The following is a 25033-nucleotide window of genomic DNA, read 5'->3' on the forward strand; positions in this document are numbered from 1 at the left end:
ATCGCGGCAGCAATTGCACCCAATTTTCTGATATTTTCGATAGGTTTTTTTGAACATGAGTCAAAACACGAACGCCGCTGTTGATAAACCCACCAATTTTATTCGCAACATTATCGATGACGATTTAGCGAATCACAAATACGAAACGGTCATTACGCGTTTCCCGCCGGAGCCGAATGGTTACCTGCACATCGGGCACGCGAAATCAATCTGTTTGAACTTCGGGTTGGCGGAAGATTATCAGGGCGGCTGCAACCTGCGTTTTGACGACACGAATCCGACCAAAGAAGACGTCGAGTATGTCGATGCCATTAAAGAAGACGTGACCTGGTTAGGCTTTCAATGGGCCGGTGAGCCGCGTTATTCGTCCAATTATTTTCAAAAATTTCATGATTATGCCGTGGAGTTGATTGAAAAGGGCTTGGCGTATGTGTGTTTTTTGAATGCCGAACAAACGCGTGAATACCGTGGCACCCTGACTGAACCAGGCAAAGACAGCCCGTATCGTGACACGTCGGTCGCGGAAAATCTGGACTTGTTCGCTAAGATGAAAAACGGTGAGTTTCAAGAAGGGGAGTGCGTACTGCGTGCCAAAATTGATATGGCCTCGTCTTTCATGTGCATGCGAGACCCGACGCTGTATCGCATCCGTTACGCCCACCATCACCAAACCGGCGATCAGTGGTGCATTTACCCGATGTACGATTTCGCACACTGTATTTCCGACGGCATTGAAGGCGTGACGCATTCCCTGTGTACCTTGGAATTTCAGGATAACCGCCGGATTTACGACTGGTTGTTGGAACATTTAGACGATTTCAATAAACCGGATCGTCCGTTCCAGTACGAGTTTTCACGTTTGAACTTGGAATATACGGTCATGTCCAAACGTAAATTGATGCAGTTGGTGGATGACGGTCTGGTATCGGGTTGGGATGATCCGCGTATGCCGACCTTATCCGGTTTGCGCCGCCGTGGCGTAACGCCGGCGGCGATTCGTGACTTCGCAGAGCGTATCGGCATTTCCAAAGTGGACAGTATGACGGAAATGGGCATTCTGGAAGCGGCGATTCGTGACGATTTGAATGTGGTGGCCCCGCGTACGATGGGCGTGATTGACCCAATTAAACTCGTTATTGAAAATTATCCGGACGATCAGGTGGAAACGCTGCAAGCCCCGATTCATCCGCAAAATGAAGAGATGGGAACGCGTGACATCTTCTTTAGCCGTGAATTGTATATTGACCGAGCCGACTTCATTGAAGAAGCGCCAAACAAGAAGTGGAAACGCCTGGCTTTGGATAAGGAAGTACGTTTGCGAAATGCTTACGTCGTCAAAGGTTTACGTGCCGACACGGATGCGGACGGTAATATCACCACGGTTTATGGCTCTTACGACCCGGAGACTTTAGGGCAGAATCCAGCCGATGGGCGTAAAGTGAAGGGGGTCATTCACTTTGTTGAAGCGTCGAAAGCCTTACCGGCGGAGTTCCGTTTGTACGATCGTTTGTTTTCGGTAGCCAATCCGGCCAAGGAGGACGATTTTGAAGCCGTCCTCAATCCTGAATCATTGGTGGTGAAAAGCGGGTTTGTCGAACCGGGCATGAATGATGCCAAGTCGGAACAAGCTTACCAGTTTGAGCGCGAAGGATATTTCTGCCGTGACAACCAAGCCGGAGACGCGTTGGTGTTCAATAAAACCGTTGGTCTAAGAGATACGTGGAGTCAAAAGTAGTGGCGTTACAAATTTACAATACCGAAACACGACAAAAAGAAATCTTTAAACCCATTCATGAAAATCAAGTGGGCTTGTATGTCTGCGGGGTGACGGTGTACGACTATTGCCATGTCGGCCATGCACGAGTGATGGTGGTATTCGATACGGTAGTGCGCCATTTGCGCGCGTTGGGCTATGACGTGACGTATGTGCGTAACATCACCGACATTGACGACAAAATTATCCAACGGGCGTTGGAAAACAAAGAACCGATTCAGGAATTGACTGCCCGTTTTATCGATGCCATGCACGAAGACGAAAAAGCGTTGAATGTGTTGCGCCCCGATATGGAGCCGAAAGCCACGGAGCACATGCAGGACATTGAGCAGATGATCGCCAGCCTGGTCGATAAGGGCTACGCTTATCCGGCGGAGAATGGCGATGTGTATTTTCATGTCAAAGCCGACGACGATTATGGTCGTCTGTCCGGTAAGCACATTGAAGAGCTGGATTCCGGTGCGCGAATTGAAGTGAACGCCTTTAAAAAAGATCCATTGGATTTTGTGCTGTGGAAAGCGTCGAAAGAAAACGAACCGGCTTGGCAATCTCCGTGGGGAGAGGGTCGTCCCGGTTGGCACATTGAGTGTTCGGCCATGTCCACCAAGTGTTTGGGGAATCACTTCGACATTCATGGCGGTGGATTGGATTTAAGTTTTCCGCACCATGAAAATGAAATTGCCCAGTCGGAGTGCGCGACCGGTGAGCATTATGTGAATACTTGGATGCACTGCGGCTTCGTACGCATCGACGACGAAAAAATGTCGAAGTCGTTGGGCAACTTTTTTACCATTCGTGAAGTGTTGAAACAGTATCATCCGGAAGTGATTCGTTATTTCCTGTTGGCGAGCCATTACCGTAGTCCGGTGAATTATTCCGAAGAGAACTTGAATGTGGCTAAAGCGAGTGTCGGGCGTTTGTATTCGGCTTTGGAGGCGGTAGAGTTGACGGGTGATGCAGAAGCATCAACGAGTTTTACCGACGAGTTTGTCGAGGCGATGAACGATGATTTCAATACCCCGCAAGCGCTGGCGGTGCTGTTTGAGTTGGCGAAAGAGGTTAATAAACAAAAATCACCAGGCCTGGCCGTTTTGTTGAAACAATTGGCAAACCGTTTGGGCTTGTTGGGAATGACGCCGGAAGCGTTTTTTAAATCGCAGCCGTCCGATTCTGAATTAACCGATGAGGTGATTGAACAGCTGATTCAGGAGCGTGCCGACGCGCGACAAGCGAAAAATTTCGCACGTTCCGATGAGATTCGTGACCAGCTTCTGGAGCAGGGAATCGAATTGCTGGATAGCCCGCAAGGCACCAGTTGGCGAAGAGTTTAATGCAATCAAATAGTTAGTGGTTGCTTATAACCTTTTTAAAAGTATGGGAATAAGTTGCTGTTATTTTTAAACTTTTTTCATATTAGGGTTTGACAATATAAGTTTTTTCTAATAACATGGGGCCATTCATGTTTCTTCATGAGTATCCTCCTCTGATTATTTCTTGTTATTAAAAAGAAATAATGTATTTAAAGCCTCAGCTTGTCCCTGAGGCTTTTTTTTATCTCGAATTTCTCAGAATTTTCATTAGCTTAGCTGTTTGGTATCAAGAATTTGGCGTGTTACGTTTCTCTGTTTGCGACAGCGCTTTGTGATGTCCGATTGGGTGCATGAAGTTTTCCAGACGGTCGTACTTCTTGTTCAGCATCGATTTGAAGATGGTGGTGTATTCCAACACGGCTTTGACATAAGCGCGCGTTTCGGAAAACGGAATGGTTTCAATCCATTGGTCGGCCGAAAGCACTTTGTCTTCAGGAATCCAGCGGTCAACACGTGCCGGCCCGGCATTGTAAGCGGCGGTGGCTAAAACACGGCTGCCATTATACTTTTCACTCAAATAACTTAAGTAGGCGCTGCCCAGCTCGATATTGGACTCTGGAATGGTTAGGCGGGTGTACTGGCGTTTTTTCAGCCCAATTTTTCGGCCGATATAACGGGCGGTTTTCGGCATAAGTTGCATCAGGCCGACAGCGCCGACCGGAGAACTGATGGTGGGCGAGAAAGCGCTTTCCCGGCGCATGATACCATATACCCAAGCCGGGTCGAGGGTATTTTTGTTGGCGGCCTGCATCACCGGTTCACGATAAGGTGTCGGGAAACGCAAAGATAAGTCATCCCACTTTTTAACGCGGGAGACGGTCTGAATCGCCAGGTTATGCTGATCCCAATCCGCCATGAAGTTGGCAATGGCTTCGAAGTCGTCTTCATCGATGTGCTTGAGTAGGTGGTACCACTCGCGCTTCAAACTGAGTTTCCATTGAATATCGATCAGTTCCTGGATAACGGCCAGCTGAGGATACTTTTTAACCATTTTCGCAAAGTCTTTTTTCTGACTGGGGGTCGGGTTGAAACGGTAAGGCTGGTCCAAGCGGTCGGCGGACAGGAAACCGTAAAAACTGCGTTGTTTGGCCAGGGTTTGAAAAATGGGGCGGGCATCGGCTTTTTGGTTCAGTTCCGACAGGGCGCGGGCTTTCCAATAAAGCCAACGGGATTTGGTTTGTTCTTCCGGTGGTAACAAGGCATAAAGATCCAGATAATTGACCCAGTTGGACTCGCGGATGGTGACTTGCAACTCCCATTCCAGTGTGCGTTCGTCTTTACCGGCTCGGTCGATTTGAGCGAGGTATTCACTGGCTTTCGGGTGGTACTGGTAAGCGAAACGAAGGCTTACACGGCTTTGTAAGTGGCTCTCTTCCTGATGGCTAAGTCCGTACTGTTCAGCGCGTTTTTTCAAGGTTTCCAAGGCCAGTTCCGGCTTGGAGTATGACAGTCTTTGAATGCCTTGTTGAAAAATCGCTTTGCGAATCACCGGCGAGATATAGGATGGCATGTCGCGTGTGACGTTCTTCGGGTTTCGAAAGGTTTTAATCCAGTAGTTCAAAGCCTTGCGATCATGTGCCGATAGATCGCGTCCAATTTTCTTGGCCGACTTGAGCTTGCCTTTTTTCATCGCTAGCTGGGCTTTGGCCCAAACCATGGAACCGGTAATCAGTTTGTGTTTACGTAAGTATTGCTTTACCGGTTGGCAAGTGCTTGGCAGTTTGAGTTGGCTCTGCCACAAATGCTGCATTTGTTGATCGGTTTTTTCGGTATGTTGTACTTGCATTTGTGCGCGCAAGTCATAGCATTTTAGGGTATTGGAGCTGTATTGGCCCGGTTCGTATTCTTTTAAGTATTGTGACCACTGGTGGGTTTTTCCCAGGTAGTAGAGCCACTTTCGTTTTAAGAAAAATGGTAACGGGCTGTTTGGGTGGTTGTCGAGAAACTGTTGGATTAGGGCCGGCGGCGTGTCTTTAATGTGGTATTTGTAGTCCAGGTACACCACATAAGGGTACAGTGGGTAGTTTTTTAATTCGGCCTGGTATTTTGCAATCAGTGGCCGGTCATTGGCTTTGATGGCTTCATAGGCATCGAGAAAGGTGCGTTGGTTTTGAGTCAGTTGAGATGGGGCGGGCGTTGAAGCCGACGCCGGCTGAACGCCGAAGGCGACAAAAAAAAGCATTGTTAGGATGTGGTTTAAGCGTCGTTGCTTTTTTCTGAGCATAACCTTTAACTCTTAACCCAAACTTTGAGTTTGGTTCCCGGCTGTAATACGGCACTTTTTTTGAGGCCATTCCAGTTGCAAAGTTCTTGAGTGGTGACCCGGTATTTTTGCGCCACGACCCATAAGCTTTCTCCTTCTTTTAAAGTGTAGGACACTTTTCGACCATATCGGTTGGAGTGAATGACCAACTGCTGACCTCTGTAAATAGGCTTGCGAATGCTAATGCCGTTCCATTCGCATAGTTTTCTGGGGGACGTATTGTAATATTTAGCAATGGTCCAGAGGCTTTCGCCAGAACGAACGGTGTGGACATGCTTGTTGCCGGTGTATTTTTTCGACTTATCCGCTGAACGCAAAGCGATTTGGTGATTTTGCGGCAACGGAATCAGTAAGGTTTTACCGGCCCGGAGAAAGCTGCCTTTCATATGATTCAGTTTTTGAATCTCGCGGCTGGAGGTTCGATAACGGTAAGCGATGACACTGAGGCTTTCCCCGGAACGAATTTTGTGACGAACCCAGGTGACTTCATAGTCGTCAGGACTGGCCAAATATTCCGCTTCGAAGGCATCGGCCACGTCAATCGGTAACAGCAAGGGATGTTTGCCTTTCGGTGGGGTCGCCAAACGCAGGTAACCCGGATTGAGTACTTTCAGCATATCTTGCGAGGTTTGAGTGGCCTGAGCGACTTTCGGCAAGCTGATTTGATCCGAGACCTGAACTTTTTTGAAATAAGGTTCGTTGGGAACGGGTTCCAGTTCCAGTTGATAGGTTTTTTGATGGCTGACGAGGTTGGATATCGCCAAAAGCTGCGGCACATAATGCTGGGTTTCTTTCGGCAGATAAGGACGGATATTCCAAAAGTTCGGGTCGCCGTTCGGGTGTTTTTTAAGGAAACGGCGTTGCGCTTTCAAAACATTGCCGTAGCCACTGTTGTAGGAGGCTAGGGCGAGCAGCCAGTCATAATCGTTTTGGGCATAAAGGGCTTGAAGATAATCCAATGCCGCCTGGGTACTGCGATATACATCTTGCCGCCCGTCGTACCACCAGTTTTGGTGTAGGCCATACATATGACCGGTGGCCGGCATGAACTGCCAGAGACCGGCCGCGCTCATGTAAGAGCGTGCATAGGGGTAGTAACCGCTTTCCACAATTGGCAGAAGCGCGATTTCATAGGGCATTTGACGTTTTTTGACTTCTTGAAGAATGAAGTAAAGGTAAGGTTTAGCCCGGACCGAGACGCGCTTCAGATAGCGTTTTTTGTTGATGTAATAGCTCATGTAGTCCTGATAGTTTTCGCTATTGGCCGGCGCGAGGAACAGGTGTTCGCTGATTTCCTGCCACAGGTCGTTATATTCCGGTGCCTCTTGGGAAAACACTAAGGCGCGATCCAGTTGATTGGACAGGTTTTGGTTGGATTTCAGCGCAGTAAAGCGTTCCGTGGACTCCTGAATGGAGCTTTCAAACGCGTCTGTTTCGCGATTTTCCGTGAGAATGGGGTCGGTAATCGGTAGTTTGGGTTGGTTTTGTTGGGATGCCTGTTGTGCCGTGGTATCAATGTCTTGATAGGGAAGGTGGCTACAGCCGTTCAGCACTAAGAGCGTGCTGATTACGGTGAATTTTATCCACGGGTTGAACAGGTTACGAAGCGTCTTAGTCATTCAGTCCGGCCTCAAGGGTTCCAGTGTTATCAAGTTCATCTTTCCAGGCTCTTAAGGTTGCATAAGCCTGTTCGTTGGTCAGTTCCGCTTTTCCGGCACGGGCGGCCAGCGTTTCCTTCAGTGGCGATTGGTCGAAGCGCAGAAACGGGTTGGTTTTCTTCTCAATGCCCAGTGAGGCCGGCACACAGGGTTCGCCACGCTGTGTTTTATGCTTGACCTCGACCTGTCGTGCTGCCATATCAAGGTTGTCCGGTTCGGCCAACATGGCGAAGTTGAGGTTGGCGTAAGTGTATTCATGGCCGCAGTATACGTTACAGCTATCCGGCAGTTCACGAATTTTTAAAAGGGATTGTGCCATGACTCCCGGAGCTTGCGTCCAGGTTTTTCCGCAGCCGGCGGTAAACATTGCATCACCGCACAATAAGGCTTTGGGATGGTAAAAGCTGATGTGTTCGTGGGTGTGGCCCGGTGTGGACATCACTTTGAAGGTTTCATCATGCACAATAACCTCGTCGCCGTCCGTGACTGGGTAGGTAACAGGTTTATAGGGCCCATGTGCATTACTGACAATGGGGACGTCTCCGAGTTTTGCTCTCACGGCTGTAATTCCGGCGGTATGATCATAATGATGATGTGTTAGCAAAATACCGACCAGTTCCAGCTGGTTTTGATGAAAATAGTCGATGACTTTTCGGCTTTCACCCGGGTCAACGATCCAGGCGGTCTTGTCTTGCGGATTATCGGAGAGAAGGATCCAAGTGTAATTATCCGAAAGAGTCGGTAAGCCAACGATTTTCATGTCTCACTCGTTAATTGTTATAATGGCGATATTCTAACAAATCCGCCGGTTAAAATGATGACGAATCCTTCATTTCAATCCTTTTTACATCGGTTTTATCAGACGTCCAAAGGACAGTCGTTATTCCGGCAGGAAAAGCCTTTAATTGACCACGCTTTAGCGCATGTTTTTGGCCTGTATTTAGTGCAGTTGGGGCGGGTGTCGTCGGAAAGCTTGCTGGATAACAGCCGTGTCAACTGTAAGGTGTTACTGGACGACAAACCTGTGATGAAAACCGACGGTTTGTATGTTCAGGCGGATATGGACTATTTACCGATTCGAAACGATGCCGTGGATGCATTTGTATTGCCGCATACTTTGGAGTCCGTGACCGACCCTTATCATTTGTTGCGGCAGGTGGATTCGGCGTTGCTGGCGGAAGGGCATGTGCTGATTACCGGCTTTAATCCCTTGGGGTGTCGAACCATGCGTAATCGATTTGGTGAGCATCGGCGTCATTTCAAAGCGGCGAATCTGATTCGCGCTCATCGGGTTGTGGATTGGTTGAGTGTGCTGGGCTACGATATTGAACAGGTCACCTACAGCTCCATCAGTTGTTTGACCCGGCATGATTCGGAACGAGGCACCTGGGGTTGGGTGGAAACGATGGAAAAAACATTGGGGCGAATGGGGTTGGATTTCGGGAATGTGTACTGCATTCTCGCGAAGAAACGCATTGCATCGCCGACGCCGGTTGGCTTGAATTGGCGGCTTTCCAACTGGTTGATTGCCGCGAAAGGCCGTCAGGCGGTGGTTTCGAATCGTGCCAGCCGACATCAACGAATGGATAAGGACTCATAACAACACTATGCAGGAAGTGGAACTTTTTACCGACGGCGGCTGCCGTGGCAACCCCGGCCCCGGTGGCTGGGGCGCGTTATTACGCTTTGGCGAATTTGAAAAAGAATTGAAAGGTTCTGAGCCGGACACCACCAATAATCGCATGGAGCTAACCGCCGCCATTGAGGGGCTGAAAGCGTTGAAACGCCCTTGCAAGGTGACGTTGACCACCGATTCGCAGTACGTCAAAAATGGCGTGACCCAATGGATGGCGAATTGGAAACGTAACAATTGGCGAACCGCCGCTAAAAAGCCCGTTAAGAATCAAGACCTGTGGCAGGCTTTGGACGAAGCGTTGAAACCGCATGATGTCACCTGGGCCTGGGTCAAAGGTCACGCCGGTCATGATGAAAACGAACGTGTCGATGAATTGGCGAACTTAGCCATGGACGAACTGATGGCCGCCAACTAAGGTGACCAAAAGGCACGCTGGATTACAGTTGAATGTGGCTGAAATCCGGTTCGAAAAAATCCACCGACTTTAAAATCTTATCTTTTCGGTAAAGTTTTCCGTCTCGACCGGTCTGGTCTGCTAAACAGCGAATGACGAAAAAGTCGTCCACTTGGTCGTAGCGGACGTCAACGTCCAGTGTATCGGCATAGTGCTGCACGGTTTGCTGCGCTTTTGCTTCCGTGGGGCAGAACTTGGAAAAGTTTGAGCGCACCACTTCTTCAAACACCGCTTGGCTGACCGCGAAGGGGTCTTGCGGTTGCAGTTTGTCCAGAACATAGAGAATGGACATCTGCGAGGCGGCCATCGGTTCCGATAATGCTAGGTGGTGGGTGATGCCCCAAGCAACGAACAGCATATCGCCCAACGCATCCAATTGTTCGGTTAGGTCATCTTCCTGAAACGCATCGAAAAACTCTTTGGCTTCTTCATCGTAAAAAAACAAATGGTTGATGCCGTGTTGTTGAGAGGCGTCGTTACCAGCGACCTGGTGCCATTGTGCGGTGGGTTCCAGAAAAATGCTTTTGGTGTGTTCGTCACGGAAAAGTTGTTGTCTCAGTTGCATGGTTGCCTCTTGTGTGTGCTTTTTTAGATATTGGAAGCGCAGGTTGAAAAACGGCCAGGCCTGGCCGTTTTGGGTGTTAAGTGGAAAAGTGAAGACCGGTGACTACCATTGAATGGTGCGTTCACTTGCCTTGCTGATGGCGGCCAGTTTGCTGGCGTGGGCTTCGAGTTCGGTGTCGGACGCACGAAGCACCTTGAGGGGGGGCCGCTGATGGCTCAGGTTAACTTCTTGAGCTTGATTGGCGTTGGGGTCTTCATTCATCAGCATTAAATCCGTCTGTCCGCCGGTCATGGCCAAGTAAACATCGGCCAGGATTTCGGAATCGAGTAAGGCGCCGTGCAAGGTACGATTGGAATTGTCGATGTCGAAGCGTTTGCAGAGCGCATCCAGGGAATTCCGTTGGCCGGGATAGGCTTTGCGAGCCATTTTCAAGGAGTCGGTAATTTTGCAGTGTGCTTCGATGGTGCCCCATTTGTTATCCGGCAGCATCGATAATTCGTGGTTGATAAACCCCACGTCGAAAGGCGCGTTGTGGATGATGAGTTCGGCCCCGGCGACGAAATTCATAAAGTCGTCCACCACTTGAGCGAATACCGGTTTATCGGTCAAAAATTCGTTGGTAATGCCGTGAACGTCAATGGCGTCTTGTGGGACGTCGCGTTCCGGCTGAATGTATTGATGGTAGTTGTTGTGAGTGAGTTTTCGTTTGACCAGTTCCACGGCCCCGATTTCGATGATTCGGTCGCCGGTTTTTGGGTCGAAGCCCGTGGTTTCCGTATCCAGTAGTATTTGACGCATGGTTAAATTGTTTCTCTTAATCTCTGAGAGTTCTTCGGTTAGAATACGCTAAATGTTTTCTATTTTAATGCAATTTTGAGAGTCTGAGTATGAGAATTAAAAAAGGGAGTGAAGTCACGTTTCATTACGAGTTGAAAAATGAAAAGGGTGACTTGCTCGACAGTACGTTTGGTGGTGAGCCGGTGCATTACGTACACGGTGACGGTGAAATCGTCGAAGGGCTGGAAGAGTTTTTGGAAGGTGAAGAGCCGGGGTTTGAAGCCAGGGTCTCTATTCCGCCGGAAAAAGGTTATGGCGTGACGCGTGAAGACTTGATTGTCTATGCATCCCCGGAAAATTTCGATGACCAAGTGGAAATCGCGGTTGGCGAAGTGGTGGAAACCGAAGACCCGGAAGGCAATATGATTCAATTCCGCATTGTGGAAGTGGATGAAGATAAAGTTTATCTGGACGGTAATCACCCATTGGCGAATCAAACGTTGGAATACCGTGTTGAGGTGGTGGAAGTCGCTTGATTTAAACTTCTGAGCCCTGGATACAAAAAAGCCCCGAAACCGGGGCTTTTTTTATGGCCGTGTGTTGGCTGAAATCAATCAGTCGTCCAAGTTGCCGCATTTTAGGTTGCCGGGAACCGCGATGTCGATGCGTTTCGGGTTCGGCAAATTCAAGTTGTCCATAATGGTCGAGAAGTCTTCAAAAGACGTATTGCTACCGGCGCGGACATTAAAGGATTTTTCTTCACCGATGGTGGATTGGCTGAACCCTTTGTAGTCATGCGCTGGGAACACCATGGTGTCTTCCGGCAGCTTGAACAGGATTTCCGTCAGTGAGTGATACATGGACTCGTTGTCACCCAGTTGGAAATCGGTACGGCCGCAGTCGCGGACCAGCAGGGTATCGCCGGTGAAAACCGCACCGTCGATTTTGTAAGTGATGTCGTTATTGGTGTGACCAGGGGTATGAAGTACATGAATTTCCTGGTTACCCAGTTTGAAGACGTCACCGTCTACCACAAGAATGTCCGCACACTCGGAACCCGAGTTCTTGTGCACCACCAATTGACCACCGATGCGCTTTCTTAACGGCCCAGCGCCGGTAATGTGGTCGGCATGGATGTGTGTTTCCAGCAGGTATTTAACGTTCAATCCCAATTCTTTGATGTGCTGTTCGTCACGATCAACTTTTTCAAGTACGGAATCGATTACGGCGGCTTCTTTGGTGTCTTCGTCCCAAATAAGATAGGTGTAAGTCCAAGTGTCGTAATCAAAAAGTTGTCGAATGTTCATGTAAGTCTCCTTTGTCTTCGTTTTCGTTCGTATGTCGAACGTAACGATTCGCGGGTCTGATTATCGCTTTTTTTAACCGGATAAACAAACGCTAATATGCTGTTTGGGCTAAAAAAGTTTAATAATAAAAACAACTTATAATCTTTTATAAAATTAGATTTTAAGCTCTCAATACTCCGTTAAAACAAGCGTCGTTCGCTCGGATCTCCTTATCGAATTGTGAGTCATTATGGCATGCGGTCGTCTGATATGCATATAGAAATAATTAATGGTTTTAATAGTGTTTTGCCAGTCACTGGCCTTTATGAAGGGTTTATTACGAACGATCGAGAGTCATTTTTTATTCATGATTCATCGAAAAGTTCAGGAGTATTATATTGTTGATAGCTTAAACTAATAGGGGTATAAAAATGACTGATAACGAATTCAGATTACCGTATTTCCCGGCCAGTTTTTTCGGTATGGTGATGGGGATAACCGGGTTGTCAATTGCGCTTTTGGCCGTGAATGCATCGGTGACCTTAATGGCTGGGAAGGCGGTATTGGCTATCGCCACTCTGTTGTTTATTGGGTTGCTGGTCGCCTATTTGTTAAAAGTGGCGCGCTTCCCGGACGCGGTGCAGGTGGAAATACGTCATCCCGTTAAAATGAATTTTGTGCCGGCCATCAGCATCAGTTTGATTTTGCTGAGCATTGCTTTCTATGCCATTGGCCAAACGCAACTGTCCTTCTGGTTATGGTCTGTGGGTGTCGCGGCGCATCTCGTATTGACCTTATGGGTGTTGCACCACTGGATTCATCATGATTTCTTTAAGATTGAACATTCCACTCCAGCTTGGTTTATTCCAATTGTCGGTAACATTCTGGTGCCGATTGTGGGGGTGCATCACGCGCCGGCTGAAATCAGTTGGTTCTTCTTTTCAATCGGCATCGTATTTTGGCCGGTGATTATGGCGATTCTGTTCAATCGCATTATCTTTCATCCGCCCATTATTGATAAGTTGATTCCGACGCTGTTTATTTTCATTGCGCCGCCGGCGGTTGGGTTTATTTCGTATATCGCTTTGAACGGTGGCGTGCTGGATGGATTTGCGCGTGTATTGTATTTCTTTGGTGCCTTTATGACCTTGTTGATGCTGGTGTCAGCCGGGAAGTTTCTGCAAGTGAAATTCGCATTGTCCTGTTGGGCTTATACGTTTCCGATTGCGGCGATCAGCATTGCCTCTTTTAAAATGTTTCATCTTACCGATGTCATGCTGTATCAATGGCTCGGAATGGCGTTGTTAGGCTTGTTGAGTTTGATGATTCTGGTGTTCGCCTGGAAAACGATTCAAGCGGTTCGTCATCGTCATATCTGTACGCCGGGGCACTAAAAAGCCGGAGGCATCATTTGATTACACCGCAAAGACCACTTCCAGCGGGTTGTGGTCGGAAATCTCTTCGACATGAAATGCACGGGCCGATTTGACCGTCAGCCCGCGATAGAAAACATAGTCCAGAATTTGTCGGTTCAAGGTACGAATGGGCCGAGTGTCTGGATAGGACACTTCAGAGAGACCGAGTTGTTGCACGGCTTTTTCCAGCATGGCGACCCGGGTTTTATTCCAGGTGTTGAAGTCGCCGCTGACAATCATCGGCCCGGGCTTTTCGGCAATCAAGTGCCACAATAGATTCAACTCCTGCTGAAACAGCCGGTTCGGCACAAAATTAATCGCGTGAATGTTGATGTGGGTGAGCATTTCGCCGTTCTGTAAACAGTGTTCGGTCACCAGTGCGGTTTTATGGGTGGTCCAGCCCAGTTCACGGCTGCGGGTCAGGCATTGGTGCTGTGCCGTCATGCCAAATTCAGTAGCGGTCAGTACGCCGAAATGCTTTTGACGGGTTTCGATGTTGGGCGCCATCACAAACGGCAAATTGAAAAAACGGTTTTGTATCGGGCGGGTGGCGGCTTCTTGAAAAGACAACAAGTGCGGTGATTCAATGTTGAGCAGTTGTTCGATAGGACGATGAATGTAATGCGCAAAGTCGGTTTTGTGCAGGTTCCAGGTCAATAGGCGAAACGGGTTTGGTAACGCCAAGCCAAGTTGGCTAGACGACAAATCGTGTGAAATCGGAGTCAGCTTGGGTTTGTACATGCGTTTAAGAGGCCTGCCTGAAAATTAAAAGAATCTCCCGTTCCGATTATAGAATAGTGACCAGGCCTGGTGAAATCTTTTATGACTCATTTCGTATTTTCCCCAGGCCTGGTCGTTTCTTGAATATTGTCGGGTTTTAATCGATTCGGTCGAGATTCACGCCGCGAGTTTCGATGCGGTAATGCCAGGTAACCCAAGCGCCTAATAACGACGTACCCGCCAAAATATACAGCAGGGTCGCGGTGCCGATATCGGCCAGTAAAATCGGGAATAAAAATGCCGTACTGACCGCACCGATTTTAGCGAAAGAAGCCGCGAACCCGGCGCCCATTCCACGAATGCGGGTGGGAAAGACTTCACCGGCAATCAGGTAGGTTTGAGCATTTGGGCCGAGATTGGTCATGAAGTTGAACAGCATAAAACCGACAAAGATCAGGAAGAGTTTCGAGTCTCCGGAAAGGCTTTCCGAAAACGCCACCAGTATCAACCCGATGGCGCAGCCGATGAACCCGATAATTTGCAGTTTGATACGTCCGACGACATCGGTCAGAAAAATAGCAAACAAGATGCCGATAATCAGTAATACATCCAAAAAGGCCGCATGTTTGGCGCTTTGCAGGGTGTTTTCCACTAGGTCGGCGATATTTCGATCGTCTCCAATGGTGTTGTGGCCGAAGGTGGCGGTGAGGATAATCGGAGTGAAAATGCCGATGCCATAAGTCCCCAAATCCTGCAAGAACCAGGGCACCGACGCGAAAATGGTGGCGCGACGGTGTTTTTTCTTAAACAGCTTTGAAAAGTGCGATTTTTTGTGGCTTTCATCTTCTTCCGTAGCTGGAAGTTGGCTTAGGTTGATGCTGTGTGGGTATTGCGGACTTCTTTGCAGCAGTCGGCCGAGCTCGTGTTCGGCTTGCGCCATATTTCCCTTTTCGACTAACCAGTGCGGAGATTCATTGATAAAAAAGCGACCGACGATGACCAGTATCGCTGGAATGATGGCCGCCGCATACATCCAGCGCCAGGCTTCGACTTCCGGGTTGAGGTAGAGCACCAAAAAACCGATGATGGTGCCGACCAAGGCACCGACGGCTTGAAACCCAAAGGCCCCCAAAACCAAACGGCCACGCGTTCGGCTGGGAATGCTTTCGGAAATCACCAAATGTGCCGTGGGGTAGTCGCAGCCTAAAGCCATTCCGGCACCGAACAGCGCAATGGCCAGAAAAATAAAGCTGGGGCTGATGGTGAGCGCCGCCAGAAAGAACACAAACAACACCAGTTCGACAATAAACAGTTTCTTCCGCCCGTACTTGTCCGATAGGCTGCCCAGCGTGGTGGCTCCGACCAGAATGCCAAACAGAATCGCAGCACCGATGACGCCTTTTTCCAGCGCGCCCAAGTCAAACTCTTGAACAATCAACGGCAAGGCAACACCGGTCATGAACACCACCATGCCTTCGAAAAACTTGCCGGCGGTCGCCAGCATCCAGATGCGCCATTGCATTTGTGTCATGGGTGACATGCGGACTTGTGTGCCGTCGGCCCAAATGGGCGATTCGTCAATGTAATCTTGCGGTGTTCGCTGTGGCGTGTTGGTTGACTGTGTTAATTGTGTCATAGGTGTTGGCTTTTAAAGGTAAAGGATATCTTTAATCATAGACGAACCGAGACCGAGCAATATAACGTTTTCCTTACGTTTTTTTGACGCATGATGTCGGTTTGAGCCTTAACTGGAGTGTCGAGATTTAACAACACGGTTTTTTATCGGGTTTGCTATACTCTCAGTGATATTAACTTATTCGTAAATTCAAACTTGTAAATCAAACCTTCTGAAAGATTTTTGGCATGAAACCCAACGAAAGAGACTCTCAAAGCCTTCTGACCCTCAGCTTATTAGCGATTCTAATCGGCATTATGGGCGGCATTGCGTCCTGGGGCTTTCGCATGCTGATCGGTTTGATTCACAACTTCCTGTTCTTAGGCGAATTCTCGCCGTATTACGATGCCAATGTGCATACCGAGGCCAGCCCGTGGGACGCTTGGATTATTCTGGCACCGATGTTAGGCGCGTTGGTGGTGGCCTGGTTGGTGAAAAATTTTGCGCCGGAAGCCAAAGGCCACGGCGTGCCCGAGGTCATTTACAGCATTCATTACGAAGGCGGCAAAATCCGGCCGGTGGTGGCGATTGTCAAATCCCTTGCTTCATCCATCTCCATCGGGAGCGGCGGTTCCGTCGGGCGGGAAGGGCCGATTATTCAAATCGGGGCGGCCTTTGCCTCGGCGATCGCACAATGGGTGACCTTGCCGGTGCATCAGCGCGTCACCTTGGTGGCGGCAGGTGCCGCCGCCGGAATTGCCGCCACCTTCAACGCGCCTTTGGGCGGCATCGTCTTTGCCGTGGAATTATTACTGGTGTCGATCAGTGCCACGACCTTATTGCCGGTCGCGTTGGCGGTGGTGGTGGCGACGCACACTGGGCGGTTTCTGCTGGGCATGACCCCGGCGTTTGATATTCCGGCGCTGCAAATGCCGACATTCGATCAGGTGCCGTTTGGCGAGTTGATGATTTTCATTCCATTCGGTTTGCTGATGGGGGTGGTGTCGGCGTTTTTCGTGCGTGGTATCTATTGGGCGGAAGACCGTTTCGACAGCATGCCGGGCAATTATTACACCCGTCATGTCACCGGGATGTTTTTCGTAGGGGTGATTTTCTATCTGTTCCAGCATTTCAGCGGCCATTATTATGTGCAAGGTGTAGGGTATGCGACCATTACCGATCTTCTGAACGGCACACTCGGGAACCCTTGGTTTTTGTTATTGCTGTTCGCGGCTAAGATGCTGGCCACGTTTTTAACGCTGGGGTCGGGCGCATCGGGCGGGGTGTTTTCACCGGCATTCTTTCTCGGTGGCACGCTGGGCGCGGCCATCGGTCAGTTTGCGCAGATGTTGTTCCCGGAACTGTCGATTGAACCGGCGGCGTTTGCGCTGGCAGGCATGGTGGCGATGGTCGGCAGTGCGACCGGCGCGGTGATTACCGCAACGGTCATGACGTTTGAAATGACGCGGGATTACAATGCGATTTTGCCGATTATCCTCAGTGCGGTTACGGCCTATGCGGTGCGCAAACGTTTGTCGGCGGAAAGTATTTATACCTTGAAATTGATTCGGCGCGGTCAGCCGGTGCCGGAAGGCTTGCAAGCCGCCATCGATGTGGCACGACAGGTTCGGGACGTGATGACGCCCCAATTTCGGGTGGTGTCCGACGGCGACACGGCTCAGGCGTCACCGCAAATTGGGTTGCAGCTTCAAGACAATCGTATCCAAGGCGTGATTCCGCCGCAAGTCACTTTGCCGACCACTGCGTCTCCAAAGCCTTATGTTGTCGTTTCGCCGAATGAAGGGCTGGTGGAAGCCATGCATTGTATGAATCTGGCAGAAGTGGATTATGCCTTGGTCAGCGACGACAGTGCGCATTCAGAAAAGGTTGAGAGCATTATCGGGATTCTCAGTGCCGATGACATCGCCCGCGCTTCCCGGAAGACCGCGGATTTATTGCGCTGACAGGTTTTTCAGAGCTTACACTAGAGAATCGGTGCGAAAATCCGGGTGAAGTTTTCAAACAGGCGACGTCCACGGCTGGCGGACAGTCGATAAGGCTGGCTATTCTCGATTAATTCCGCCACCCATTGCCAGGTTTGTTCAATCAGGGCTTCCCCGTAAACCCAGTTCGCCAGTTCGTGGTTGATGAACAGCGAACGATAATCCAAGTTGGCGGTGCCGAACATCAGCGCTTTTCGGTCCACCAGCACCAGCTTGGCGTGCAGCATTTTCCCTTTGTAGAAATGCAGCGTCCCACCGGCCTCGCAGAGTTCGCGCATATACGAACTGCGGCCGAGGTCGAAAATCAAATGGTCGGATTTCTCCGGCGTCACCAGCGTCACCCGCACACCGCGTTTAATCGCAATCATCAAGGCGTTCATCACCGAGCTGTCCGGAATGAAATAGGGCGAGACGATGAGAATGTCATCTTCCGCCGCATACAGCCCTTGCAGCAAGGATTCGAACAATGCATCTTTGTGAATATCCGGCCCGGAAGGGATGGCTTGCACCAGTTCGCCTTGCGCCTCGTGCTTGGGCCATTGGTTCGGCAGCGGCAGTTTTTCTTCGGTGGTGTAAAACCAATCTTCATTGAAAACAATGTGATAGTGCGCCAGCACCGGGCCTTCCATGCGGAACAGCAAATCTTTCCAGCGGTCATTGGCCGGTTTGTCGGCTTCGGTGCCAAGGTAGTCGTTGGACAGGTTCATGCCGCCAGTGAAACCGATGTGGTGGTCGAACAGATAGATTTTACGGTGGTTTCGCAAGTTGACTTGGCTGTTGAACAGGTTTTTGAACACCGGCTGAAAGAATGCATAGTGTCCGCCGGCATCGGTCAAGGCTTGAAGCGCTTTGGGGTTGCGGTAGAGCGCGAAGGAACCGATGGAATCCATCAGCAAGCGTACTTCCACACCTTGCCGGGCTTTTTCGACCAGGGCGTCGAGAATGCGCTGGCCGGTGGCGTCCAGTTCGAGAATGTAGGTTTCGATGTGAATGCATTGTTGCGCGTTTTGCAAAGCGTGCATAAATCGTTCGAAGGTCCGACAGGAATCGTCGAAAAACTCGACCCGATTATGGCGAGTGGTGCTGGCGATTTGGTCGGCAATCAACAAACGGTCGATTTGACGCGCCAAGCGGTTATCGCCGGGCAGAATGGTGTCATTATTGGTGTTGGCCGGAATGATGATGTTCGGTTTATTGCGCTTGTATAGGACTTTTCGGGAACCGAAAATCAGGTAAAGGAACACGCCGAGGTAGGGCAGTAGCAGTAATGTCAGTAGCCAGACGGTGAGGTTTTGCGGCGAACGCCGTTGGTAAAGCATGTGCACCACGGCCGACAGCACCAGAAAGATGTAGACAAAATAGAAGAGCACCCAAAACTGTTGTAATTCAATTTGCATAGTCGGACGGCATTCGTTGCGATGTCGGTTAGCATACCGCCTTATCATCCGGATGAAAAGCTTTTCGGTGGTGTTGTAAAATTCGATATGTACTAAAGTATATTTTGATAAACTGTGCTGATGTCGCAAGGTTGGTTTGCGCAGGCGCAAGTGGCTTTACGCCACACAATGAACGAGGAGAAATGAAAACGATGTTGTTTCAAAAATGTATGAAAGTGGCGGGTGTCGCCGCGTTATTGATGGGCATGATGGCGATGAACACCGTATCGGCCGTGGATGAAAAAGGCGAGATGAGCACGGTACTGACCGTGAGCGGTGCGGTGAAAAAACCGTTGACGCTCAGCTTGAAGGATTTGCAGGCCATGAAGCAATCCAAACAGGTGAACGATATTGCCATTGTCTGTCAAAGCGGTGCCAATAAAGGGCAAATGGAAAGCCTGACCGGCGTCCCGTTGAAAACGATTTTGCTGGAAGCCGGGTTGAATGTGAGCCATCCGAAAGACTTCCGTAAACTCGCCATTATCGCCAAGGCCACCGACCCTTATTGGGTGACCTATTCCTGGGGAGAGATCTTCAACCGTCAAGACGGCGATGGCGTGATGGTATATTACGCTCGAGACGGAAAGCTGTTGGACGAAAAAGAAGGCCAGTTCGCCTTGATGCCCACCGGCGATTTCCGCACCGGCGCACGTCAGGTGAAATGGCTAACTCATATTGAAGTCCGAAAGCTGGAACCGTAAAACCACAACTCTCGAACAGCTAATTAAGTAAGCGGTTCGAGAGTGTCAAAAACGCCCAGGCCTGGTTAAATTAATTGAAAAATAATTATATGTATCCATCATACAGTGATGGGTTGCTATATTTTTTGTTTAATTATTAAGACTGTTTCAGTTAGTATATTTACAGAAATAACAGAACGATGGTTTTGACAGGAAAAATAGCCCAGTACTCAATAAACAGTCAATTTGACAGGTTTAAACAATAGCCTAGAAAAAGACCTGGAAACTCGTTTCAATATCGAATAACAAGGCAAAAGTGCCTTATACTAAATGTTATGAGCGCACGCAAGCGCGCGCTCATAACGGGGTGGCGCTAAGATCGCCTTGCCATGACGCACTTGCGTGCCTCATAACAATGCAATCAACCAGACGTGTTTCACGCCCAAAAGTTAAAATTTTCGTGCGCGAAGCCACGCAGGTTATCGCCACCCCGTTAGGCAACTCAAGGAAACGAAATGCCTTTAGAAGAATCAACAAGAAATTTGATACATGAATACTGCGTCAGAGACCTGCCAGGAAACATTCAGTGGCACATCGACAAGTTCCTTTTTATAGAGGATATTGAACTACGCAATAGATTAGGAAGGGCATTCTATTCAGCTCGTTACACATACAAATTAATGGAGGCCACCTTCGTGCAGGGCGATGAACAGCATCCATTTGTGAAATTTCAAATAATGCAGTACGCATCAATTTATGAAGCTGTAATTACAAACCTTTTATGGGGCGTATTTAAAGATCACGCAGAAGTGCTTCAACTGCAAACACATAAAGCCTATAAGCCAGTGAACGCATTCGGTAGTCTTACTAAAATGCAGTACGGTGATGAGGATTTATTCACTTGTGTCTACAGAGACGCAAAAACCCCAAAGAATTCTATCCCATTCAAAGACAAAGTTGATTGTGCTGTTCGGATAGGCTTTTTGGAGGAATCTTATTCGGAGGATATTAAGAGAACCTATGAATTACGGAACTTGGCTCACATAGAAACCGAGGCAAACAAGCAACTTGATGTTGAAATTGAGCAGTCAAAGCACGCTTATTGGCGTTTAGCGCCTTTTTTAGATGGCGTGTCAGAATATCTTGGTAACAATAATGCCTAACAAGGCACTCGTTCGGACGCAAATTACGCTGCGCTTCGTTTGCGCCGTACAGCTTGGACGTTATGAGCGCACGCAAGCGCGCGCTCATAACGGGGTGGCGCTAAGATCGCCTTGCCATGACGCACTTGCGTGCCTCATAACAATGCAATCAACCAGACGTGTTTCACCACCAAAAAATTAAAATTTTTCGGCGGCGAAGCCACGCAGGTTATCGCCACCCCGTTATGCCTTTAAGGAAAGCCTGTGACACCTCTTGAACAAATCCAAAGAATGAACGAACTGGTAGCAGATATAAATAAGGTTCTGGTGGAAAATGGTGTTCAAGAACAAATAACCCTCTCAGACATCACGATTACTGATAAAACAGTTTCCGACTTGGTTAAGCCCAATGCGAAGCTATCAGATGCTATAACCAATCACTTGTGGCCCAGCATTGGGGCTGCAACTGTTTACCACTACACGTCACGATCTGCCGCTGAAAATATACTTGGTACTAAGATTTTCCGTCTTAGTAATATTGCTGGGCGCTACAATGAAGGTGAAATCGTCACCTTTTGTGAAACGCATAATTTGCAAGGCTATCTCGAACAAGATGAAAATGGAGACCCGAAGTACAAACATTTGATAATGCCTAACACTTTCTATGCCTCCTTTACAGATGTGGCATTAACTGAGAAGCAAGAGGAATATTTCTGGAGTAACTTTGCTGCCTGTGATGGCGTTAGATTGAAGATCGAAATTACGGCATCAAATCCAAACCTAAGAAAAATTCAGTATGAACAAACTGAAGGTACGCCAATCAAGTTGTTGTCTGATTTAACCAGCTGTGTTCGTGAGAAATACAACCGAGAGTTCATTCTAAAAGGGATTTCTCGGCTTTGCTCGTTTTATCTGTCTGGGAAAGATTACGGAATTGAGTGTGAATATAGAGCTTTGTACCGGGTTTGGGAGGGTTTAGGACCGCAACCAATAAATAATGGCCCAAGCAGCTATATCGAGTTGCCACTGGATGCAATGAGTGAATGCGGCTACCAACTGAAGATCGTGGAGGTACATGCAAATGAAAAACCTAATATGCCGGATTCATATGTATTTTCACAAAGAGGGGCATAACAATGCAATCAACCAGACGTGTTCCACGCCCCAAAAATTAAAATTTTTCGTGCGCGAAGCCACGCAGGTTATCGCCACCCCGTTAGAGCACGTGAGAAACATTAATGGATAAAGAAAAATTGGAAGCACCATCGCGATCCAAAGGAGACATTACTCACTCAGTTGTCAAAGCTGGATTGTCAGCTATTCCAGTACTGGGTGGTGCAACTGTGGAGCTTTTCCAAAACGTTGTACAGCCTCCGCTTGAAAGGCGTCGTGCGGAATGGATGAACCAAGTTGGAGAAAAACTACAAGAACTAGAAGAGAAAGGCCTTAATCTAGAGGAACTTCATGAAAACGAACAATTCATTTCTGCAACCATGTATGCATCACAGCTGGCATTGAGAACACACCAAGAGGAAAAGCTGGCAGCTCTTCGCAACGCCATCATGAACATTGCAACTGGTCAAGCACCAGAGGAGATGATGCAACACCTATTTTTGAATTTTGTGGATACTCTAACAGAGTTGCACATTCAAATATTAAAGCTGTTTCAGGCACCAACTCCTCCGCCGAATGTGAGCATGGGCGGCTTGAGTAGCGTGTTGGAACATAACATGCCTAACTTGCGGGGTCGTCAAGACCTGTATGACCAGCTTTGGAAAGATCTATATTCGCGTGGATTGGTAAATACCGACGGTATGCATACAATGATGAGTAGTCATGGTTTAGGACAGAAACGCACTACTAGTTTGGGCGACACGTTTCTTGAATTTATTTCTGAGCCTGAGTAAATGTGCTCTAACAATACACTCAACCAGACGTGTTCCACGCCCTAAAAATTAAAATTTTTCGTGCGCGAAGCCACGCAGGTTATCGCCACCCCGTTATGCATTTTTGAAGGAACATCAATGTCCGTCGAAGTAATTAAAGATCAAATCTTTCAGTTTTTATCCTCAGATCAGCCAGAAGTTATGGCTATCAAAGGTGAGTGGGGCGTAGGGAAGACCTTTAGCTGGAAGAGGTTTCTTAAAGAGGCTCGTTCTGAAAATAAAATAAAGCTCGAACGCTACTCTTATGTTTCTCTTTTTGGCATCAACTCTTTAGAAGCTTTTAAGTATACAATTTTTGAAAATGTCGTTAAGCGAGAAATTATTGGCACTGAGGCAAGTATTGAAACTTTCAAGAATAATACTGCAAGTCTAATCGAATCATTAGGAAGGCAATCTTTCAATTTGTTTAAGGGGGCTCCTATTGTTAAGTCATTTAGCCCAGCAATTGAGACTATCTCGTTCTTGTCACTAAATAGCACACTCATTTGCATTGATGACTTAGAAAGAAAAGGAAGGGGTCTAGAAATAAAAGATGTTTTAGGGTTAGTGTCACTACTAAAAGAGCAAAAGAAGTGTAAGGTAGTTTTGCTTCTTAACGACGGAGAGGAAGGCTTAGAAGATTATGAAAAATACCGCGAAAAGGTAATTGATATTGAGCTTGCGTTTGCACCTGATCCAGAAGAATGTGCGTCGATAGCTTATTCTGAACAAACACCGAACCATTTTAGGCTGAGAGAACTAACAACAAGCCTTGGAATTCGAAATATACGTATTCTAAAAAAGATTGAGAGATTAGTTACTCTGGCCCTTCCTATGGCTGAAAGCTTTGAGCCGGAGATATCAGATCAAGTCTTACATTCGCTTGTGCTATATGCCTGGAGTTATTTCTGCTCAAACTCAAATGAGGAAATACCACCTTTAGAGTTTATAACTAGCAAAGGCTATATCTTACTCGGTATAGGCGATGAAGAAGTCAGCGAGCAACAGAGGAAGTGGCAAACTACCTTGCAAGCATATAACTATCAGCTCACGGATGAGCTAGATATATTGTTGGCAGAAGCTGTCAAGACCGGCTACTTCGTTGAAGAAGAGTTCAAAGAAAAAGCATTTACTAAAAACCAGCAAATAGTAGCTTCTAAATCTGAGAGATCTTTCTCAAATGCTTGGCGTCTCTACCATGATACATTTAATGATAATGGCGATGAGGTAATAAATGGGCTGTATGAAAGCTTCAAGGAAAACTGTAAATACATAACACCTACGAATTTAAATGGCACTGTTTCATTGTTTAAGGAATTAGGTGAAAACGATAAAGCATCCGAAATCATTGACATATACATAGAAAATAGAAAAGACGAAACTGAACTCTTTAACATAGAGGAAAATAACGTCTTTGGTGACATTAGCGATCAGGAAGTAATAGATAAATTTCACGATACTTATAATCAGTCTGTTACTACTGAGACCGCGAAACAGGTTTTAGACAGAATTGCAGGAAAGAATGGTTGGAACCAAAGCGACGAAGTGGTTTTAGCAAATACATCTGTCGATGATTATTACAACCTATTTAAAACCGAAACTGGTCGTCACCTGTCATCCTTTGTTACGACCTGTTTAAAATTTGGGCAGTTTGGTAATGCTAGTGTTCAACAAAAGGAGATTGCTAGTAGGGCTACCGAGGCGCTACGAAGGATTGCCTCTGAGAGCGAAATTAATAAAATACGAGTTAAGAGGTTCGGTGTAAACCTTGAAGATGCATAACAAGGCGCTCGTTCGGACGCAAACTACGCTGCGCTACGTTTTCGCCGTACAGCTTAACGTTAGGGTTTTAAGAAATTAGATGAAGTGTCCAAATTGTACAAACAAGATTAGCTTTTTTTCTAAAGGAATTTTAGTAGGCGGTAAAGCCAATAAAGTATGTCCAAACTGTGGCCAAAGTTATAAAACTGGAATTAATTTCAGAAATTTTTTAATCGCATTTATTCCATTGATTATTTTGAGCTTAGTGCTTCAAGAAATAGGATTAAGCAAAGTAATCTCAAACTCAATAAGCTTTGCGTTGCTAGTCTATTTTGTAATGGATATAAAAAATGAAGAATTAGAAAAAACAAATTTCAGTGCCGAAAAAGGCTGTTTGTATTCTTTATTTGGCGTATTGTTTTTCATTGTTGCAATATTTGCTGTTTTTGGGTTGCTCTCTGCTTTTTTATGAAAATCAATCAAGAAACCCTACAGGTGCAGTCAACCCGACCGCGCGGCCGGTCAGTTGATAGGCCTTAAACGGCCACTCATA

At 47.7% G+C, this 25033-nt stretch carries 22 protein-coding genes; 13 read left to right on the forward strand and 9 right to left on the reverse strand.

The annotated features are described in order from the left end of the window. Positions 1-55: 55 nt before the first annotated feature. Together AC0KH7_RS04610 and cysS are read left to right on the forward strand one after the other, a co-directional pair. Positions 56-1735, forward strand: a complete 1680-nt coding sequence (locus AC0KH7_RS04610; protein ID WP_472371125.1) for a glutamine--tRNA ligase/YqeY domain fusion protein — start codon at positions 56-58, stop codon at positions 1733-1735. Beyond that, the gene (gene cysS, locus AC0KH7_RS04615) at positions 1735-3105 is read left to right on the forward strand and encodes a cysteine--tRNA ligase (protein WP_472371127.1); all 1371 of its coding nucleotides are present in this window, start codon (positions 1735-1737) and stop codon (positions 3103-3105) included. The genes AC0KH7_RS04610 and cysS overlap by 1 nt, the downstream gene beginning before the upstream one ends. A 265-nt stretch (positions 3106-3370) precedes the next feature. On the opposite strand, the gene AC0KH7_RS04620 is transcribed toward cysS, so the two are convergent. The 3 genes from AC0KH7_RS04620 to gloB are packed head-to-tail and all read right to left on the reverse strand — an operon-like array spanning position 3371 to position 7825. Beyond that, positions 3371-5368: a lytic transglycosylase domain-containing protein gene (locus tag AC0KH7_RS04620; RefSeq protein WP_472371129.1), complete on the reverse strand. Its 1998-nt coding sequence runs from the start codon at positions 5366-5368 to the stop codon at positions 3371-3373. Positions 5369-5373: 5 nt separating this feature from the next. Beyond that, entirely contained in the window at positions 5374-7026 is a 1653-nt protein-coding gene (locus tag AC0KH7_RS04625; RefSeq protein ID WP_472371131.1) for a lytic transglycosylase, read from the reverse strand. Then, positions 7019-7825 carry a hydroxyacylglutathione hydrolase gene (gene gloB, locus AC0KH7_RS04630; protein ID WP_472371133.1) on the reverse strand — a complete coding sequence of 269 codons (807 nt, stop codon included), beginning with the start codon at positions 7823-7825 and terminating at the stop codon, positions 7019-7021. Before gloB ends, AC0KH7_RS04625 begins: the two co-directional genes overlap by 8 nt. Before the next feature lie 57 nt (positions 7826-7882). Here gloB and AC0KH7_RS04635 point away from each other — a divergent pair, with 57 nt between their 5' ends. Together AC0KH7_RS04635 and rnhA are read left to right on the forward strand one after the other, a co-directional pair. Continuing rightward, positions 7883-8665: a methyltransferase domain-containing protein gene (locus AC0KH7_RS04635; protein WP_127120421.1), complete on the forward strand. Its 783-nt coding sequence runs from the start codon at positions 7883-7885 to the stop codon at positions 8663-8665. A gap of 7 nt (positions 8666-8672) precedes the next feature. Further along, positions 8673-9116 carry a ribonuclease HI gene (gene rnhA, locus AC0KH7_RS04640; RefSeq protein ID WP_127119893.1) on the forward strand — a complete coding sequence of 148 codons (444 nt, stop codon included), beginning with the start codon at positions 8673-8675 and terminating at the stop codon, positions 9114-9116. Positions 9117-9138: 22 nt separating this feature from the next. Here rnhA and AC0KH7_RS04645 read toward each other — a convergent pair whose 3' ends face one another. Both AC0KH7_RS04645 and dnaQ read right to left on the reverse strand, forming a co-directional pair. Then, the gene (locus tag AC0KH7_RS04645; protein WP_472371135.1) at positions 9139-9720 is read right to left on the reverse strand and encodes a pyrophosphohydrolase domain-containing protein; all 582 of its coding nucleotides are present in this window, start codon (positions 9718-9720) and stop codon (positions 9139-9141) included. Positions 9721-9822: 102 nt separating this feature from the next. Continuing rightward, positions 9823-10518, reverse strand: coding sequence for a DNA polymerase III subunit epsilon (dnaQ, locus tag AC0KH7_RS04650; RefSeq protein WP_472371137.1), 696 nt, complete (start codon positions 10516-10518; stop codon positions 9823-9825). Between the two features lie 89 nt (positions 10519-10607). Between dnaQ and AC0KH7_RS04655 the strand changes: the two genes are divergently transcribed. Beyond that, the gene (locus AC0KH7_RS04655) at positions 10608-11033 is read left to right on the forward strand and encodes an FKBP-type peptidyl-prolyl cis-trans isomerase (protein ID WP_472371139.1); all 426 of its coding nucleotides are present in this window, start codon (positions 10608-10610) and stop codon (positions 11031-11033) included. Positions 11034-11111: 78 nt separating this feature from the next. On the opposite strand, the gene AC0KH7_RS04660 is transcribed toward AC0KH7_RS04655, so the two are convergent. Continuing rightward, positions 11112-11804, reverse strand: a complete 693-nt coding sequence (locus AC0KH7_RS04660; RefSeq protein ID WP_472371141.1) for an MBL fold metallo-hydrolase — start codon at positions 11802-11804, stop codon at positions 11112-11114. 410 nt (positions 11805-12214) lie between these two features. Between AC0KH7_RS04660 and AC0KH7_RS04665 the strand changes: the two genes are divergently transcribed. Continuing rightward, entirely contained in the window at positions 12215-13177 is a 963-nt protein-coding gene (locus tag AC0KH7_RS04665; protein WP_472371143.1) for an SLAC1 anion channel family protein, read from the forward strand. A 21-nt stretch (positions 13178-13198) separates the two neighbouring features. Here AC0KH7_RS04665 and AC0KH7_RS04670 read toward each other — a convergent pair whose 3' ends face one another. After that, entirely contained in the window at positions 13199-13939 is a 741-nt protein-coding gene (locus tag AC0KH7_RS04670) for an endonuclease/exonuclease/phosphatase family protein (protein ID WP_472371145.1), read from the reverse strand. Positions 13940-14075: 136 nt separating this feature from the next. Further along, the gene (locus AC0KH7_RS04675) at positions 14076-15554 is read right to left on the reverse strand and encodes an MFS transporter (RefSeq protein WP_472371147.1); all 1479 of its coding nucleotides are present in this window, start codon (positions 15552-15554) and stop codon (positions 14076-14078) included. A gap of 227 nt (positions 15555-15781) precedes the next feature. Between AC0KH7_RS04675 and AC0KH7_RS04680 the strand changes: the two genes are divergently transcribed. Further along, a complete protein-coding gene (locus AC0KH7_RS04680) occupies positions 15782-17497 on the forward strand; it encodes a chloride channel protein (protein WP_472371149.1) in 1716 nt (571 codons plus the stop codon). A gap of 20 nt (positions 17498-17517) precedes the next feature. Here AC0KH7_RS04680 and cls read toward each other — a convergent pair whose 3' ends face one another. Then, a complete protein-coding gene (cls, locus tag AC0KH7_RS04685; RefSeq protein ID WP_472371151.1) occupies positions 17518-18933 on the reverse strand; it encodes a cardiolipin synthase in 1416 nt (471 codons plus the stop codon). A 182-nt stretch (positions 18934-19115) separates the two neighbouring features. Here cls and AC0KH7_RS04690 point away from each other — a divergent pair, with 182 nt between their 5' ends. From AC0KH7_RS04690 to AC0KH7_RS04715, 6 genes are all read left to right on the forward strand, one after another. Continuing rightward, on the forward strand, positions 19116-19673 hold the full coding sequence (locus tag AC0KH7_RS04690; RefSeq protein WP_472371153.1) for a molybdopterin-dependent oxidoreductase: 558 nt from the start codon (positions 19116-19118) through the stop codon (positions 19671-19673). Between the two features lie 494 nt (positions 19674-20167). After that, a complete protein-coding gene (locus AC0KH7_RS04695; RefSeq protein ID WP_472371155.1) occupies positions 20168-20815 on the forward strand; it encodes a hypothetical protein in 648 nt (215 codons plus the stop codon). Positions 20816-21058: 243 nt separating this feature from the next. Then, on the forward strand, positions 21059-21928 hold the full coding sequence (locus AC0KH7_RS04700; protein WP_472371157.1) for a hypothetical protein: 870 nt from the start codon (positions 21059-21061) through the stop codon (positions 21926-21928). Between the two features lie 104 nt (positions 21929-22032). Next, positions 22033-22701: a hypothetical protein gene (locus tag AC0KH7_RS04705; protein WP_472371159.1), complete on the forward strand. Its 669-nt coding sequence runs from the start codon at positions 22033-22035 to the stop codon at positions 22699-22701. 117 nt (positions 22702-22818) lie between these two features. Beyond that, positions 22819-24501, forward strand: coding sequence for a hypothetical protein (locus AC0KH7_RS04710; protein WP_472371161.1), 1683 nt, complete (start codon positions 22819-22821; stop codon positions 24499-24501). A 79-nt stretch (positions 24502-24580) separates the two neighbouring features. Further along, a complete protein-coding gene (locus tag AC0KH7_RS04715) occupies positions 24581-24952 on the forward strand; it encodes a hypothetical protein (protein ID WP_472371163.1) in 372 nt (123 codons plus the stop codon). Positions 24953-25033 lie beyond the last annotated feature (81 nt).

Origin of the sequence: Hydrogenovibrio sp. (assembly GCF_965140365.1) — a bacterium.
Taxonomy (GTDB): Bacteria; Pseudomonadota; Gammaproteobacteria; order Thiomicrospirales; family Thiomicrospiraceae; genus Hydrogenovibrio.

What these genes read in the sequence shown, in the direction of transcription:
- AC0KH7_RS04680 (WP_472371149.1), top strand. Translation starts at nt 15,782, where the DNA reads ATGAAACCCAACGAAAGAGACTCTCAAAGCCTTCTGACCCTCAGCTTA.
- AC0KH7_RS04625 (WP_472371131.1), bottom strand. Translation starts at nt 7,026, where the DNA reads ATGACTAAGACGCTTCGTAACCTGTTCAACCCGTGGATAAAATTCACC.
- AC0KH7_RS04690 (WP_472371153.1), top strand. Translation starts at nt 19,116, where the DNA reads ATGAAAACGATGTTGTTTCAAAAATGTATGAAAGTGGCGGGTGTCGCC.
- rnhA (WP_127119893.1), top strand. Translation starts at nt 8,673, where the DNA reads ATGCAGGAAGTGGAACTTTTTACCGACGGCGGCTGCCGTGGCAACCCC.
- AC0KH7_RS04655 (WP_472371139.1), top strand. Translation starts at nt 10,608, where the DNA reads ATGAGAATTAAAAAAGGGAGTGAAGTCACGTTTCATTACGAGTTGAAA.
- AC0KH7_RS04675 (WP_472371147.1), bottom strand. Translation starts at nt 15,554, where the DNA reads ATGACACAATTAACACAGTCAACCAACACGCCACAGCGAACACCGCAA.
- AC0KH7_RS04715 (WP_472371163.1), top strand. Translation starts at nt 24,581, where the DNA reads ATGAAGTGTCCAAATTGTACAAACAAGATTAGCTTTTTTTCTAAAGGA.
- AC0KH7_RS04645 (WP_472371135.1), bottom strand. Translation starts at nt 9,720, where the DNA reads ATGCAACTGAGACAACAACTTTTCCGTGACGAACACACCAAAAGCATT.
- cls (WP_472371151.1), bottom strand. Translation starts at nt 18,933, where the DNA reads ATGCAAATTGAATTACAACAGTTTTGGGTGCTCTTCTATTTTGTCTAC.
- dnaQ (WP_472371137.1), bottom strand. Translation starts at nt 10,518, where the DNA reads ATGCGTCAAATACTACTGGATACGGAAACCACGGGCTTCGACCCAAAA.
- AC0KH7_RS04610 (WP_472371125.1), top strand. Translation starts at nt 56, where the DNA reads ATGAGTCAAAACACGAACGCCGCTGTTGATAAACCCACCAATTTTATT.
- AC0KH7_RS04635 (WP_127120421.1), top strand. Translation starts at nt 7,883, where the DNA reads ATGACGAATCCTTCATTTCAATCCTTTTTACATCGGTTTTATCAGACG.
- gloB (WP_472371133.1), bottom strand. Translation starts at nt 7,825, where the DNA reads ATGAAAATCGTTGGCTTACCGACTCTTTCGGATAATTACACTTGGATC.
- AC0KH7_RS04665 (WP_472371143.1), top strand. Translation starts at nt 12,215, where the DNA reads ATGACTGATAACGAATTCAGATTACCGTATTTCCCGGCCAGTTTTTTC.
- AC0KH7_RS04705 (WP_472371159.1), top strand. Translation starts at nt 22,033, where the DNA reads ATGGATAAAGAAAAATTGGAAGCACCATCGCGATCCAAAGGAGACATT.
- AC0KH7_RS04660 (WP_472371141.1), bottom strand. Translation starts at nt 11,804, where the DNA reads ATGAACATTCGACAACTTTTTGATTACGACACTTGGACTTACACCTAT.
- AC0KH7_RS04710 (WP_472371161.1), top strand. Translation starts at nt 22,819, where the DNA reads ATGTCCGTCGAAGTAATTAAAGATCAAATCTTTCAGTTTTTATCCTCA.
- AC0KH7_RS04695 (WP_472371155.1), top strand. Translation starts at nt 20,168, where the DNA reads ATGCCTTTAGAAGAATCAACAAGAAATTTGATACATGAATACTGCGTC.
- AC0KH7_RS04620 (WP_472371129.1), bottom strand. Translation starts at nt 5,368, where the DNA reads ATGCTCAGAAAAAAGCAACGACGCTTAAACCACATCCTAACAATGCTT.
- AC0KH7_RS04670 (WP_472371145.1), bottom strand. Translation starts at nt 13,939, where the DNA reads ATGTACAAACCCAAGCTGACTCCGATTTCACACGATTTGTCGTCTAGC.